This is a genomic window from Yoonia sp. 2307UL14-13 (genome assembly GCF_037572755.1).
Taxonomy (GTDB): Bacteria; Pseudomonadota; Alphaproteobacteria; order Rhodobacterales; family Rhodobacteraceae; genus Yoonia.
Window position 1 is genome coordinate 224,256 of sequence record NZ_JBBIFZ010000003.1, and the last position, 13,985, is coordinate 238,240.

General features: G+C 58.5%; 13 protein-coding genes. 6 read left to right on the forward strand and 7 right to left on the reverse strand.

The features are described from left to right. Positions 1 to 68: 68 nt before the first annotated feature. A complete protein-coding gene (locus V8J85_RS10650; RefSeq protein WP_339953715.1) occupies positions 69 to 686 on the forward strand; it encodes a hypothetical protein in 618 nt (205 codons plus the stop codon). Between the two features lie 16 nt (positions 687 to 702). Here the strand turns inward: V8J85_RS10650 and V8J85_RS10655 are convergent, their stop codons facing one another. Beyond that, on the reverse strand, positions 703 to 2,808 hold the full coding sequence (locus V8J85_RS10655) for a hypothetical protein (RefSeq protein WP_339953716.1): 2,106 nt from the start codon (positions 2,806 to 2,808) through the stop codon (positions 703 to 705). Between the two features lie 186 nt (positions 2,809 to 2,994). Here V8J85_RS10655 and V8J85_RS10660 point away from each other — a divergent pair, with 186 nt between their 5' ends. Genes V8J85_RS10660 through V8J85_RS10670 form a run of 3 tightly spaced genes read left to right on the forward strand, consistent with a single transcriptional unit; the run spans position 2,995 to position 5,389 of the window. Continuing rightward, a complete protein-coding gene (locus tag V8J85_RS10660) occupies positions 2,995 to 3,444 on the forward strand; it encodes an ATP-dependent zinc protease family protein (RefSeq protein ID WP_339953717.1) in 450 nt (149 codons plus the stop codon). After that, positions 3,441 to 4,346: a 30S ribosomal protein S6--L-glutamate ligase gene (rimK, locus tag V8J85_RS10665; RefSeq protein ID WP_339953718.1), complete on the forward strand. Its 906-nt coding sequence runs from the start codon at positions 3,441 to 3,443 to the stop codon at positions 4,344 to 4,346. The genes V8J85_RS10660 and rimK overlap by 4 nt, the downstream gene beginning before the upstream one ends. Beyond that, positions 4,346 to 5,389 (forward strand): succinylglutamate desuccinylase/aspartoacylase family protein, encoded by a 1,044-nt coding sequence (locus tag V8J85_RS10670; RefSeq protein WP_339953719.1) that lies wholly within the window; start codon positions 4,346 to 4,348, stop codon positions 5,387 to 5,389. The genes rimK and V8J85_RS10670 overlap by 1 nt, the downstream gene beginning before the upstream one ends. A 119-nt stretch (positions 5,390 to 5,508) precedes the next feature. On the opposite strand, the gene iolG is transcribed toward V8J85_RS10670, so the two are convergent. The 6 genes from iolG to iolD are packed head-to-tail and all read right to left on the reverse strand — an operon-like array spanning position 5,509 to position 11,867. After that, positions 5,509 to 6,498: an inositol 2-dehydrogenase gene (gene iolG / locus V8J85_RS10675; RefSeq protein WP_339953720.1), complete on the reverse strand. Its 990-nt coding sequence runs from the start codon at positions 6,496 to 6,498 to the stop codon at positions 5,509 to 5,511. A 4-nt stretch (positions 6,499 to 6,502) separates the two neighbouring features. After that, on the reverse strand, positions 6,503 to 7,330 hold the full coding sequence (locus V8J85_RS10680) for a class II fructose-bisphosphate aldolase (protein ID WP_339953721.1): 828 nt from the start codon (positions 7,328 to 7,330) through the stop codon (positions 6,503 to 6,505). Next, complete coding sequence (locus V8J85_RS10685) at positions 7,327 to 8,166, reverse strand: 5-deoxy-glucuronate isomerase (protein ID WP_339953722.1); 840 nt, start codon at positions 8,164 to 8,166, stop codon at positions 7,327 to 7,329. The genes V8J85_RS10680 and V8J85_RS10685 overlap by 4 nt, the downstream gene beginning before the upstream one ends. 12 nt (positions 8,167 to 8,178) lie before the next feature. Further along, the gene (iolC, locus tag V8J85_RS10690) at positions 8,179 to 9,156 is read right to left on the reverse strand and encodes a 5-dehydro-2-deoxygluconokinase (RefSeq protein ID WP_339953723.1); all 978 of its coding nucleotides are present in this window, start codon (positions 9,154 to 9,156) and stop codon (positions 8,179 to 8,181) included. Further along, a complete protein-coding gene (locus tag V8J85_RS10695; RefSeq protein ID WP_339953724.1) occupies positions 9,153 to 9,998 on the reverse strand; it encodes a phytanoyl-CoA dioxygenase family protein in 846 nt (281 codons plus the stop codon). The genes iolC and V8J85_RS10695 overlap by 4 nt, the downstream gene beginning before the upstream one ends. Positions 9,999 to 10,001: 3 nt before the next feature. Beyond that, positions 10,002 to 11,867 carry a 3D-(3,5/4)-trihydroxycyclohexane-1,2-dione acylhydrolase (decyclizing) gene (iolD, locus tag V8J85_RS10700; RefSeq protein ID WP_339953725.1) on the reverse strand — a complete coding sequence of 622 codons (1,866 nt, stop codon included), beginning with the start codon at positions 11,865 to 11,867 and terminating at the stop codon, positions 10,002 to 10,004. A gap of 118 nt (positions 11,868 to 11,985) precedes the next feature. Between iolD and V8J85_RS10705 the strand changes: the two genes are divergently transcribed. Both V8J85_RS10705 and V8J85_RS10710 read left to right on the forward strand, forming a co-directional pair. Next, the gene (locus V8J85_RS10705) at positions 11,986 to 13,077 is read left to right on the forward strand and encodes a Gfo/Idh/MocA family protein (protein WP_339953726.1); all 1,092 of its coding nucleotides are present in this window, start codon (positions 11,986 to 11,988) and stop codon (positions 13,075 to 13,077) included. Positions 13,078 to 13,093: 16 nt separating this feature from the next. Then, a complete protein-coding gene (locus V8J85_RS10710; RefSeq protein WP_339953727.1) occupies positions 13,094 to 13,981 on the forward strand; it encodes a TIM barrel protein in 888 nt (295 codons plus the stop codon). Positions 13,982 to 13,985: the final 4 nt, after the last annotated feature.

Here is a 13,985-nt window from a genome sequence, read left to right on the forward strand (position 1 = left end):
GGGTTACGTCCTGCACAAGTCGAAGCGCTGTGAAGGCTTATCGTTCAGGGCACAGGGCGCTTAGAGTAATGTCGTTCGACAGACATCAGCGTACCTTTCTTGATCGTGAAAACGAGAGGCTCCGCGAGGGTTGGATAGAGCCGTCCGCCGCGGCAGACATCGTTTCATTTTCACCCTCCAGCGGTGATGTTTCCCTTCTTGTGGCACGGTTTCTCGAGGTTATGTATGAGATTAACAAAGCCGTTGACCTAATTCCTCTCACGGAAAATAGATTTCCGGACGAAGCGCAAATCGCAAAAATTGACGAGCTTTTGCGAATACACTTACCGAAATGGTTCACCCAGCAGTTCGAGGTCGATAAACAGCCTCCCGGCCTGGGTTTCGAGCTTGAAGGTCTCTCCGGGAAAGAAATCGAACGGCGCCTGAAGCGTCTCGAAAAGGCGGGCGGGGTCGCTAAAGATACGCTGGCAATGTTCATGTCCGACTTCGCGCTGACCGAGCGCTGCTGGTTCTATGCGGGCCACCGGGTCGAAGACAATCGACTCGACATCGCTATCGAGCAAAGTGAATTTCCTTGCCGAATGTATTCCCTGACGGAGCTTGTAGGTTACTGTGGAGGCATGCCTTCCGAGCGGTTTAAGAAACGCGGCCTTTTTGGTCGGTTTTTGGGCGATCGCGGCAAATGATCATCTACTTGTAACCCTACTTTTTCTCACGCTCTGCGATATACTCCAAACCAAACTCGATGCTCCAGGTCACGTCCTCGCGGACATCTCCAAAGTGACCAGGAACACGCGCCGGAAAGGTATTTAGCCATTTCCTGTTGTTGTAATGGCGCTCTAACCAATCCTTGGCTTTCGGGTTTTCGATGGAAAACGTCCTGATCGCTTCATCGATGAACCCGTACTGATACAATTCCGGGCGGCGTACCAGATCGGTCACCGTCTCGAATAGGGTCTCAAGCTGCACCCGGCTCATCTGGTCCGTCGGATTGATTTCCGTATCGTATTCCCGTGACATGAGGGTCGCGAAGATATCGTATTTCAGGTCCTCGACATCGTTGAACTGGTCATCACGCAAAACGTCGATGAAGAACGCGAAATTCTCATCCCAATGGACGGATTTCAGGAAAAACATCATGGCCGCCTCACGACTGCTCTCGGCGGCATATGTGTTTCTGAAGGTCCTGTCGGGGTGCAAAATCATCTGGCGCGCCCATTCCACATTCGGATCATCCGGGCCGTCGAACATATCAGGAAATCGATCGGCGAAGATGTCCGGGATATCGTGCGGGCTTGGTTCCAGACGGGCGAACAAGGCAGTCAGCGTATCCGCTTTGCCCGGAATGTCCTGCGTGTAAAGAAAATACAGGGCGCGTTCCTGCAGGACCTGCTGATTCAGATTGGCCACGACGTTAAACAACAGATCAGGCGACACATCCCGCGCATCCGATAACGCATCATCGATGGTTTCAAACAGCGCCGCACGTTCATCATCCGTCGCTTCCCAGCGATCGTAATCTTTGATCGCCTCCGCCAATCGCTCAACGACCTCGCGCACGGCGTCTAAACCGGCATTGGCCTCGGGACCATTCAAAATCGCATTGATATCCTGAAATTTCTCGCCGATTGTGTCGTCCGCGAAATAGATATCGGTCACTTCCTGAAACAATGCTCTGTCGGTGATCTGGTCACGCAATGCATATATCATCGCCTGCCCGAACAGACGATCGGTCGGGTCTTTCCAAATCTGCTCGCCATTCACCAGCTCGGCGATGAATCGGTTGGCATGACGTTGACGGTCCCCATCGCCAAGTGTGGGGTTTTGCGCCTGAACGTATGACAGCAGACTCACTTCACCCGGTTTGTCGTAATCGTCAAGAATACCCGAAAACACCGACCACTGATCGAACTTTTCGAGGTTATTTCCCAGCCACCGCATCCGCCTAATCATATACGGCTCCGCATGCGGATAAATCGCGATCGAATGCCACCATGCCGCGACACCATCGGCGCCGGCCGCATAATCATAGCTGCGGGTCAACCAAACCAGATAAGCACGGCGCTTAAGAAAGATATCGGTGAACTCTTCCGGCGGATCATAGGAATTCTCGATCGGAACATTCGTGTCGATCGTTTGATGATCGAAAAACGCCATTGCATCATCAATGAATTCAAAGCGACCCGACAGCTGATTTTGCGCGATGATCTTCTTCACGTCATCGTACCGGACATCCATGGTAAAGCCGAAATGCATCAACCAGTACAGCGCCAGATAGGGGTCGTCGCTTAGCGCGGCGATTTCTTTTTCATAATCGGCATCGATATCGCCGGGCGTCTCCCAACCCTCGATACCAAGGGGGCTTGGCGTCAGCACATGTGACCAATTTATGAAAAGGCTGCTGAACCACTGGTAACGACGCATGAGCGTCAGGGTACTCACATCGGACATGATCGCGGGCTCAAGGCATGTCGTGTCGTACTTTGTCGGATTTACCAGTTCGATCGGCCAGATCTCTCCGCTTTCGTGGCTGACACCATACGCGCCGCTGCACATGCGCCGATCGAAAACTGCCCAATCACCCCCATAAACCAGCAGACCGCCACCGATGACCTCTTCATCACCTTCCAGCCAGAGATTCCCGGCACCTGCCATTTCCTCGTAATAGGTACCCCAGTCTTTCATCCGCCGTTCAAAGTTCTCAATTCGCTGCTGCGTTATGTCAGTTAACACCTCGACTTCCTGCGCCGTGGCGCCGACAGGCCATGCCAGCAGCCAGGATATGAGAAAACTGAGCAGGCGTTTCACGGCAATTCCTTTCGTATTCGGCGCATGACATGTGCCAAGTGCCCGCCTGACAGGTTATTGTATTTTGGAACACATGCCAGTGGCGGACGCGGTTTTGGCCCGCTTCGGCTTAACCCAAGAATGCGTTGAAGACCCCCCGACATAATGCGCATAGTCGTGGTAGACACACCACGGGGGACATCCACTATGCTCGTGATCGGCTGGCAGGAACGGGTCGATTTGCCACTTTTGGGCCTGACGAACCTGATGGCCAAGATCGATACTGGCGCACGCACATCCGCGCTTCATGCGACCGATATCGTCGAATTCGAACGGGACGGCATTCCGTGGGTGCGCTTCCATTCACGCTTTGACGACGATACGCATGACAAGGATGTCGAAACCCCGATCCATGATCGCCGAGACATCACAAATACCAGCGGGGTGCCCGAAAGCCGGATCATCATCCGAACGCGGTTCCGTATCGCTGCGCGGCAGTGGCAGATCGATCTGTCCCTGACCGAACGGACCGAAATGCAGTTTCGGATGATCGTCGGGCGCACCGCATTGCGCGGCCACAAGATCGTCGTCGATCCGGGTAAGCGGCATCTGACGTCGAACCAACGCCCGAAAGTTTCACAAAAGGAAGCACCATGAAAATCGCCCTGATGGCCCGGAATGCCAATCTTTATTCCCACAAGCGCCTTGTCGAAGCAGCCGAAGAACGCGGGCACGAGATCAGGGTGATCAATACGCTGCGCTGTTACATGAACATCGCCTCGCGACGGCCGGAAATCTACTATAATGGCGAAAAACTGGAAGGGTTCGACGCGGTGATCCCGCGCATCGGTGCCTCGGTCACGTTTTACGGCACTGCCGTGCTGCGCCAGTTTGAAATGATGGGTGTCTATCCCCTGAACGAAAGCGTGGCGATCGGACGGTCGCGGGACAAACTACGCTCGATGCAGCTCTTGGCGCGCGATGGGGTTGGGCTACCGGTGACGACATTTGCGCATGATCCGAAACAGACGGAAGAGGTGCTGCAGTTGGCAGGCAACGCGCCGCTGGTCATCAAGCTGCTCGAGGGCACGCAGGGCCTTGGCGTGGTGCTCGCCGATACCGACCGATCTGCCAAATCCGTGGTCGAGGCATTTCGCGCCACCGGCACCAACATCCTGATCCAGGAATTCATCAAAGAGGCCGGCGGCACCGATATCCGTGCCATCGTCGTCGGTGGCAAGGTCATCGCCGCGATGAAACGCAGCGGGGCCGAGGGCGAATTTCGGTCGAACCTGCACCGCGGCGGCTCGGCGAAGGTGATTAAATTGTCGCCCGAAGAACGCGCCACCGCCGTGCGTGCCGCCAAATCCATGGGCCTCAATGCCTGCGGCGTCGACATGCTGCGCGCCAATCACGGTGCGGTCGTGATGGAGGTCAATTCCTCCCCCGGGCTCGAAGGCGTCGAAAAGGCAACAGGTCTCGATATCGCGGGCAAGATGATCGAATTCATCGAAAAGAACGCTGAGAAAGGGTCGACACGGACCAAGGGCAAGGGCTGATGCTGGATCGCACGGGCTTTGCCATCGGTGAACAGGTCGTTCCGCCCGGCAAGCGGCAGACGATCGATATCCCGGTCAGCATCCTGTCCGACCATACGCCGGTAACCATGTCCGCGCATGTGATCCATGGTAAAGTCACCGGGCCGACGGTCTTTGTCAGCGCTGGCATTCATGGCGACGAAGTCATCGGGATCGAGATTATCCGCCGTCTTCTGAAATCGCATGCGCTGAACAAGATGAAGGGCACGCTGATTGTCGTTCCGATCGTGAATTCCTTCGGGTTCATCAACAAATCACGCTATCTGCCCGATCGGCGCGATCTCAACCGCTCTTTCCCGGGCAGCGAAGGCGGTTCATTGGCCGCGCGTCTGGCCAACATGTTCCTGACCGAAATCGTGGCGCGCGCAGATATCGGGATCGACCTGCACTCTGCGGCCATACACCGCGAGAACTATCCGCAAACCCGGGTGTCACCCGACGACCCGGAAACGCGACGCTTGGCCGAAACCTTTGGTGCGCCCATCATGATGCAATCGCCCATCCGCGAAGGATCGTTGCGTCAGGCGGCGGCTGATCTTGGAAAACGGGTCCTCCTCTACGAAGCCGGTGAAGGGCTGCGGTTTGACGAAGTCTCGGTGCGGGCGGGCCTGGCCGGAATCCTTAGGGTTCTGCATTCACTCGACATGGTGGCAGGTCGCGGCATTGCCGCCGCGAAGTCGCCGCCGCAATTCTGTTCCTCCAGCAAATGGCTGCGCGCCCCGATTGGTGGCCTGTTCCGCAGCTTCCGATCCGGCGGCGACGCCGTCCGCAAAGGCGAGGTTCTGGGCACGGTCTCTGACCCGTTCGGCGAAGACGAGGTCGAGGTCGCAGCCCCTTTCGACGGCATCATCGTCGGACGCGCCGTCATGCCCGTCGTCAACGAAGGGGATGCGGTTTTCCATCTTGGCCGGATTGGGTCGTTCAAAAAGGCAGAAGACGCGCTGGATGATCACTCAGCCCAACTGACCGACGATCCCATGTTTGACGAGGACGAGATTATCTGACGGTTAAAACACCCTCACCGCCCGTTGCGTTAACCAACCCACCGTGCGCAGGGGTCCGATGGAATTCCGATAAAATTCCGATGATTTTCTGACACCGATTTCGGCCATTCCCGCCGCCGTTAACCAATCTCCACCGGCCGTCCAGCGGCAAGGCTCTTCGCCGCCGCATCCGCGATCAGCTGGGCCCTGTAGCCATCTTCAATCCCCGGACTTGGCGGCGTGCCCGTCGTCACCGCCTCAACGAAATGCGCCATCTCCAGCGCATAGGCGCGTTCATATCGCTCAAGGAAAAAATTCATCGTCGGTGCCGTCTGAAATCCTGCATTTCCTGCAAATTCTACGTTATTTTCCAACATGTTATCAGCGAGTAACATCCCCTTTGACCCATGCACCTCAACCCGCTGATCATAGCCGTACGTGGCCCTGCGCGAATTCGAAATCTGGCAAATCGCGCCGCTTTTCGTCGTCAGGATGACAGCCGCCGTATCCACATCCCCCGCATCCCCGATCGCCGGATCGACCATGACCGAACCGGTCGCAAAGACCCGCACTGGCTCTTCCCCCAGCAAAAACCGGGCCATGTCAAAGTCATGGATCATCATATCCCGAAACAACCCACCCGACGTTTTCACATACCCAATCGGCGGCGGCGAAGGGTCGCGGGACAGGATGGTGATCAGCTCGACCTGCCCGATATCGCCACCCCTGATCCGCCTTTCGACGGTGGCAAAGTTCGGATCGAAACGACGGTTGAAGGCAACGAAAAAAGGCACTTGGTGCTGTTCAACCACATCTATGCAATCGCGGATGCGGGCCGAGGACAGATCGACGGGTTTCTCACAGAAGATCGCCTTGCCCGCCTTCGCGGTCTGATGAATCAGGTCGTAATGCGTCGTGGTCGGCGTGCCGATGACGACCGCATCGATGGCCGGATCAGCGATGATCGCATCCGTTTCGGCGGTACGCCCGCCCGTCTGTTCGGCCAGCGCCGCAGCCGCCTCAGGGATCGCATCTGCCACAGCGACAACGGTGGCATCTGACCGCCCATTGATCGCCTTTGCATGTACCTGTCCAATCCGGCCGCAGCCCAGTAATCCTATCCTCAGCAAAACCCTATCCCCTCATCGTGCGCAGCACATTGCGCGCGGCCTTAACCATTGGTTCATGTGTATCCTGCAGGATCTGCACCCGATCGAAACGCGCCGGGTCAGACGTGACTGCATCGCGTAATGCTTTACCAAACGCCATCCGCAATTCGGTGCCGATGTTGAATTTGCAGATGTTGGTCGTCCGGGCCAGCCGCTGCCGCTGCGCCGCTGGCACGCCAGAGCCACCATGGATCACAAGGGGAACATCCGTCACCGCCTGAATCGCCGCAATCCGGTCCTCATGCAGACCGCCGCTCTGATCCTGTTGCAGATGAACATTGCCGACTGAGACGGCCATCGCATCAACGCCGGTCTGGGTCGCGAACGCCGCCGCCTCAGCAGGGTCCGTCCCTGCAGAACGCTCACCATCGGCATAACCGACAAAGCCAATCTCACCTTCGCAAGAGATACCGGCCCCATGCGCCATCTCGGCGATTTTCGCGGTTTCATCAATGTTCTGCGCCAGCGGTTTGCGCGAACCGTCAAACATCAGCGAGGTGAAACCGGCATCCAGCGCCGCCTGACATTCCCCGAACGTATACGCATGATCCAGATGCGCGACGACAGGCACCGCTGCCCCTTCCGCCAGATGCCGAAGCATCTTGCCCAGCACCGGCAACGGCGTATGCGCCCGGCAACTTGGCCCTGCTTGCAGGATCACCGGGCATTCCTCAGCCTCGGCTGCGGCGACAAAGGCGCGCATATCTTCCCACCCCAGCGTCACCAGACCCGCCACCGCATACCCGCCCTTCAGCGCGGGTTGCAGCACATCTGACAGCGTGGCGAGGGTCATTTGAATTTGGCGATCATGTCCTTGATGCCGGGAATCGTTTCGATCTGGTAGGCATGCGTGGGTTGGAAATACTGGACCAGCGACCGCTGCGACAGGCCGCCAAGGATCGTGAAATAATACATCTCGTACCCCGGCAGCACGGCGCAGGGGTGATACCCGCGATCCAGGCAAATCGTCGAACCATCAACGATATGATAGGCATCGCCCGGTTTCCCATCCTCGCGCTGCAGCATCTGCACACCTGACCCATGATTGGGCCGGAAGCGGAAATTATAGGTCTCATCATGCCGGGTTTCATCCGGCAGGCGGTCGGTGTCGTGCTTGTGGCTGGGAAAGCCCGACCAGCCGCCCTGACCGACGGTGAACAGCTCCGACACCAGTAAACGCCCCACCTTTCCATGCTGCTTTTGGCCAAGGATGTGTTTGATTTTACGATGCGTTTTTGTGTCGTCCGATCCGTATTGCACAAGGTCCAGCTCATCGGACCGCACGGCGAAGGGTTCGAACTCCTGATCGAATTTCGCACCGGCGACAAAGACCTCGCAACTGTCCTTGGCGACCATCGTCGCCTTGGCGCCGACGGGGACGTAAACCCCTTCCGGCTCTCCATCCCAAACGTCTTCACCCCGACCGCCAAGGTCATCCGCCTTGAACCCTTCAACCTCAACATCCACCATGCCTGTCGCCGGAACGATGCAGGTCTCATATCCCGGCACCTGATAGTCGAACGCCTGCCCGGCCTTCAGCTTAACGATGTTGAAATAGTTCAGCGGCACGGTGGCGTCATCCGCATCCACGATCGGTTTGTTCTGGTTGTCATAAGGGGCAATATGCATCGCAGGCTCCTTCTACGCGGATGTCGGTCCGGGGTGGTGTTTCAGAAAATCGTCGAGTGTGGCGATGTTGGCCATGGCAGGCGCACAGCCGGGTTTGGACACAGTAATCGACGCGCAGGCAGAGCCGCGCAAAAGCGATTGTTTGAGGTCATACCCATTGGCGAGCGAGGTCATCAGACCGGCCATGAAACTGTCGCCCGCCCCCGTCGGTTTCAGGGCATCGACAGGGTAGATACCTGTTCTGATTTCGGTGTCATCGGCGAATGTGATCGCGCCTTTTTCACCCATTTTGTAAACAACAACAGCGGCTTGGCTGGCCAGTGCGCGGGCCTTATCAAGGCCCTTGTCGATGCCGCCCGCCATGAACCCGAACTCTTCGTCGTTGCCGACAATCACGTCACACATGTCAGCCGCCTTCGATAGAACCTCTTCGGCGACCTGTGGCGAAGGCCATGAATAGGGGCGGTAATCCACGTCGAAGATGATCGGTAGGCCCGCCGCCTTGGCCAACTCGAACGCCTTGAAAGTCGCGCTGCGCGAAGGCTCTGCCGCGAAGACCGTGCCTGCAGTGATCAGTGCGCCGAATTTGGCATAGTTCACAGCAGCGACATCCGCCTCATCCATCTGAAAATCCGCCGCGCCGTTGCGGTAAATGACATTGCGATGGCCTTCGACGCGGCTTTCGTAGAACGCCAAGGAATTGCGGTATTCTCCGCCAATGGGCGTGACATATTCCGTGTCGACGCCATATCGGCGCAACTGACCGATACAATAACTGCCCACGGAATCATCCGACACTCGCGTCACCAATGCCGCGCGCCCGCCCAGCTTGCAGATGCCTGCCGCAATATTGGCGGACGACCCGCCAAGCCCGACGGACACACGTTCGGCATCCTCAGCCGCGACGCCGGCGTCAGTGAAAAAATCGATGCCCGCCCGCCCGATCACCAGAAAATTGTTCTGCGCGATGCCTGCAAAAACGTTGGTCATTTGCGGCCCGCTGCGTTGACGGCCGCGGCCTGATCCAGCACCTCGGGGTACGGATAGTTCAGACCCAACAACTGTTTGATGTCGTCGCTTGCCGCATCGATGAAATCGGGGGGCATGGCACCCGGCATATCCTCAAGCGGTTTCACCCATTTCGGCAGATAGTTGATCAGCACCGCGTTCCGGTCGTGATCTGATTTATTGGGCATCGCGCAATGCCATGCGGCCCCGAAGAAAACGACAGTATCACCCGGATCGGCCAGCATGCGTGCACAGCCATCGTAGAACGCCTTTTGCTCGGCCTCATCGGGGTAGCGCAGTTCCTTTTGGGTACCGGGCATATAGGCCGTTGCGCCGGATTCCTCGGTGAAAGGATCCAGCACAATCGTGACCTGCGCGTTCATCGGAAAACTGGCATTCAGCCCCATTGGATGTGTATCCGCCGCGTGGAAATCCCAATAGGGATAATCGATATGCGGTTCCTGCCCCGGCCCGCCGGGTAGAAGGCGGTTGGCAGCGATTGAGCCCATGATGAATTCAGACCCCAGCCATTGTCGCATGATCCCCATGATGACGGGATGCGCCGCCATCTTGGAAAAGACGGCCCCTTTGGCGAGCAGGTTCCAGACGCGGCGCTGCAGGTTGGCGCGCCCCTCTTCCACGGCAGTGCCTTGGAAATGCGTGACCTTTTCAGCGGCGGCATCGCTTTCCGTCATGATGATATCGCGGGCTGTGGCGATCTGATCGGGGCTGAACAGGCCCGTCAGTTTCACGGCACCGCCGCCGGACATCATCTCATGACAGATGATTTCGGGATTGGCGTTTTCGGCGGCTAGTGTCAGCATCGCTTACACCCCACGCCGTTGTTTGGGCCGGGTGCTTTCCTGATCAACATGGGCCGCGCGCACTTTGTCGCTGTCGGTGATATGCGGCGTGCCGACCTCCCACCAGGCGTGACCCTCGGTTGTCCAGCCTTCATAGGCATCGACCTTCATCACGATGACATAGGTTTTGTCCGCCGCCTTGGCACGTTTGAAGGCCTCACCCAGTTCTGAAGGGTTGGCGACGGTTTCCGCGGTGGCCCCCATCGCGGCGGCATGCGCTTCGAAATCGACGGTGAATTGATGCGTTGCCGTAGGTGTATCGGCGATCAGGTTGTTGTAGCTTTCATTGCCGGTGTTGTTCTGCAGCTTGTTGATGACGGCGAAACCGCCGTTGTCGAGGACGAGGATGATCAGCTTTTTCGTTGTCAGGACAGAGGAGTAGATGTCCGAATTCAGCATCAGATAGGACCCATCCCCGCAAAAGCTGATCGTGTCCTGATCCGGTTCCCGCTCAGACTGGGCGATGCGCGCGCCCCATGCACCTGCGATTTCGTACCCCATGCAGGAAAAGCCGAATTCGACATCCACGGTGCTGGCATCAAGGGTTCGCCAATTTGCCGTGACCTCTGCCGGTAGACCCCCGGCGGCGGCGACCACCCGATCGCGTTTGTCGCATAGGTCATTCACAACGCCAATGGCCTGCGCGTAGGAATTAGGGCGGTTGCCGTGTGCGACGTTGTCGGCAACGTAGGCGTCCCACTTGGCCCGCTCTGCCTGTGCCTTGGCCGTCCAATCGGACGGCGCGCGATAGTCGCCCATCTCGGAGGCCAGCGCATTCAACCCCAGCTTGGCGTCACCGACGACCGGCAAAGATCGATGCTTGCCCGCGTCATGCCGCCCGGCATTCAGGCCGATGATCTGGGCATCCTTGGCGAAGGCGGTCCATGACCCCGTGGTGAAGTCTTGCAGGCGGCAGCCGACTGATAGGATCACATCAGCCTGTTCTGCAATGGCATTGGCGCTGTCCGAGCCAGTCACGCCGATGGGGCCGATATTCAGGTCGTGGGTTGCGACCATGTTGGCCCGGCCTGCGATGGTTTCGACGACGGGGATTTGGCGCTGTTCGGCGAAGTTGGTGAGTTCAGCGACAGCGCGAGAATACTGCACCCCACCGCCCGCAATGATCATCGGACGCTTGGCGGATTTCAGGGCTGCCGCTGCAGCCGAGACCTCATCCGCGTCGGGCGTAACGCGCCGGATGCGGTGCACTTTCTTCTCGAACATTTCGACCGGGTAATCATAGGTCCACCCCTGCACGTCTTGCGGCAGGCCGATAAAGGCAGGTCCGCAATCTGCCGGGTCCAGCATTGTCGCCAAGGCGGTCGGCAGCGATTGAATGATCTGCGCCGGATGCGTGATCCGATCCCAGTAGCTGGTGACGGCCTTGAAGGCATCGTTCACGCCGAATGTCGGATCGCCGAAATGCTCCAACTGTTGCAGCACCGGGTCTGGCAGCCGGGTGATGAACGTGTCGCCACATAGCATCAGCATCGGCAATCTGTTCGCATGGGCGAGGGCCGAGGCTGTCAGAAGGTTGGTCGTGCCCGGCCCGGCAGAGGCGGTGCAGAACATGAAGCGCTGCCGCAGCCATTGCTTCGCATAACCCGCAGCGGCGAAACCCATGCTTTGTTCATTCTGACCACGGTATAGCGGCAGCTCGGCCCGTGCCGGATACAGCGCCTCGCCCAGGCAGGTCACGTTGCCATGGCCGAAAATCCCGAAACCACCGCCGCACACCCGCCATTCCTGCCCGTCGATCAGGATAAACTGGTTGGTGAGATATCGAATGATGGCCTGCGCCGTCGTCAGGCGCACGGTCTTGTCGCTCATGTGATCCTCCCCGGACGCGCGATTTTGGGCCGCTGTCAGATTGCAGCTTGTGCGCCGTCGAATCTGACGGTACTAGTTTTGCAACCGGTTGCAAGTTTTTTCTTGGGAGGGGCGTCTGGTGACAGAAATCGGGATAGGGATCGTCGGTGGCGGCTATATGGGAAAGGCGCATTCGGTGGCCATGGCCGCCGTCGGTGCGGTGTTCGATACCGCCCTGCGTCCCCGGCTTGAGATGATCTGCGCGTCCTCTGATGCCTCCGCCGAACGCTATCGCCAGAGTTTCGGTTTCGCCCGCGCGACGTCGGATTGGCGGGCGTTGGTCGCGGATGATCGGGTCGGGGCCGTGATCATCGCCACCCCGCAAAAGCTGCACCGCGAGATTGCCGAGGCTGCGTTTGCGCTGGGCAAACCCGTCATGTGTGAAAAGCCGATGGGCGCGTCTCTCGCTGATGCAGAGGCGATGGTGAAGGCGGCGGAAGGCCACGTGAACATGGTCGGCTATAACTACGTCCGCACCCCTGCCACCCAATTCGCCCGTCAACTGCTGGCGGAAGGGGCCATTGGCGACATTACATGGTTTCGCGCCGAGAATACCGAGGATTTTCTGGCCGACCCCGATGCCCCCGCCACATGGCGGACGGAAGGTATGGCCAATGGCTGCATCGGAGATCTGGCCCCGCATATCTTTAACGCCGCGCTCGCCCTGATGGGCCCGATCAGCAAGGTCATGGCCGAGGTCGAAACGGTGCATCACGACCGCCCCGGCGGGAAGGTGACCAACGACGACCACGTCCAGATGATGTGTCGCTTTGAAAGCGGTGTGATGGGCCACATCTATTCGTCGCGCGTCTGCACCGGGCGCAAGATGGGCTATGCCTATGAAATCGCGGGGACCAAGGGCGCGATCCGGTTTGATCAGGAAGATCAGAATGCGATCTGGCTGTATCGGCGCGAGGGGCCGGAGGCGACGCAAGGCTTTACCAAAATCCTGACCGGCCCGGCCCACCCTGATTTTGAACCGTTCTGCCAGGGTCCTGGCCATGGCACGGGCTATCAGGACCAGATCATCATCGAGGCCAAGGATTTCCTGACCGCTATCGAAACCGGCCAACCTGTCTGGCCCACCTTTGCCGATGGTCTGGCCGTGGCGCGGGTGGTCGATGCCGCCCTGCGGTCGTCGCAATCCGGCACGTGGCAAGACGTGAATTGAACCAAAGGATCAGTCCATGAGTATTCAGATCGGCAATGCCCCCTGTTCCTGGGGTGTGGAATTCGCGGATGATGCGCGTAACCCGACATGGCGCGAGGTTTTGCGCCAATGCGCACAGGCCGGATACAAGGGGATCGAACTGGGGCCGGTGGGCTTTATGCCCGAGGATCCGGTGGTCTTGGCCGAGGCATTGTCGGAATTCGATCTGACACTGATCGGCGGCGTGGTTTTTCGGGCCTTCCATGACCCCGCGCAGTGGGATGACGTGCTGGACGGGACCAGGCGCACATGCGCCGCCCTGACGGCGCATGGGGCGAAGCATCTGGTGCTGATCGATTCAATCTCACCCCGCCGTGCGCCTTCAGCCGGGCGTGTGGACGAGGCCGCGCAGATGGATAAGGCCGAATGGACCGCCTTTCGCGACCGCATCGCCGAGGCTGCGCGGATCGGTGTTGATCACGGCCTGACAGTGGGCATTCACGCCCATGCAGCAGGGTTTATGGATTACGAGCCGGAGCTGGAGCGCCTGCTGGACGAGGTGGATGAGGATCTGTTGAAAATCTGTTTTGACACCGGCCATCATTCCTATGCCGGTTTTGATCCGGTCGCCTTTATGCAGCGGCATATCGGGCGGATCAGCTATATGCATTTCAAGGATATCGACCCGGCGGTAAAGGCGCAGGTCGTGGCGAACCGGACGGATTTTTACGACGCTTGCGGGCAGGGTATTTTCTGCAAATTGGGCGAGGGTGATGTGGATTTTCCAGCCGTGCGTCAGGTTCTGCTGGATGCCGGTTTCGACGGTTGGTGCACGGTCGAACAGGATTGTGACCCGACCTTGCCGGGGACGCCGATGGAAGATGCGCGCGCGAACCGTGCTTATCTGCAGTCTATCGGTTTTTGAGGGG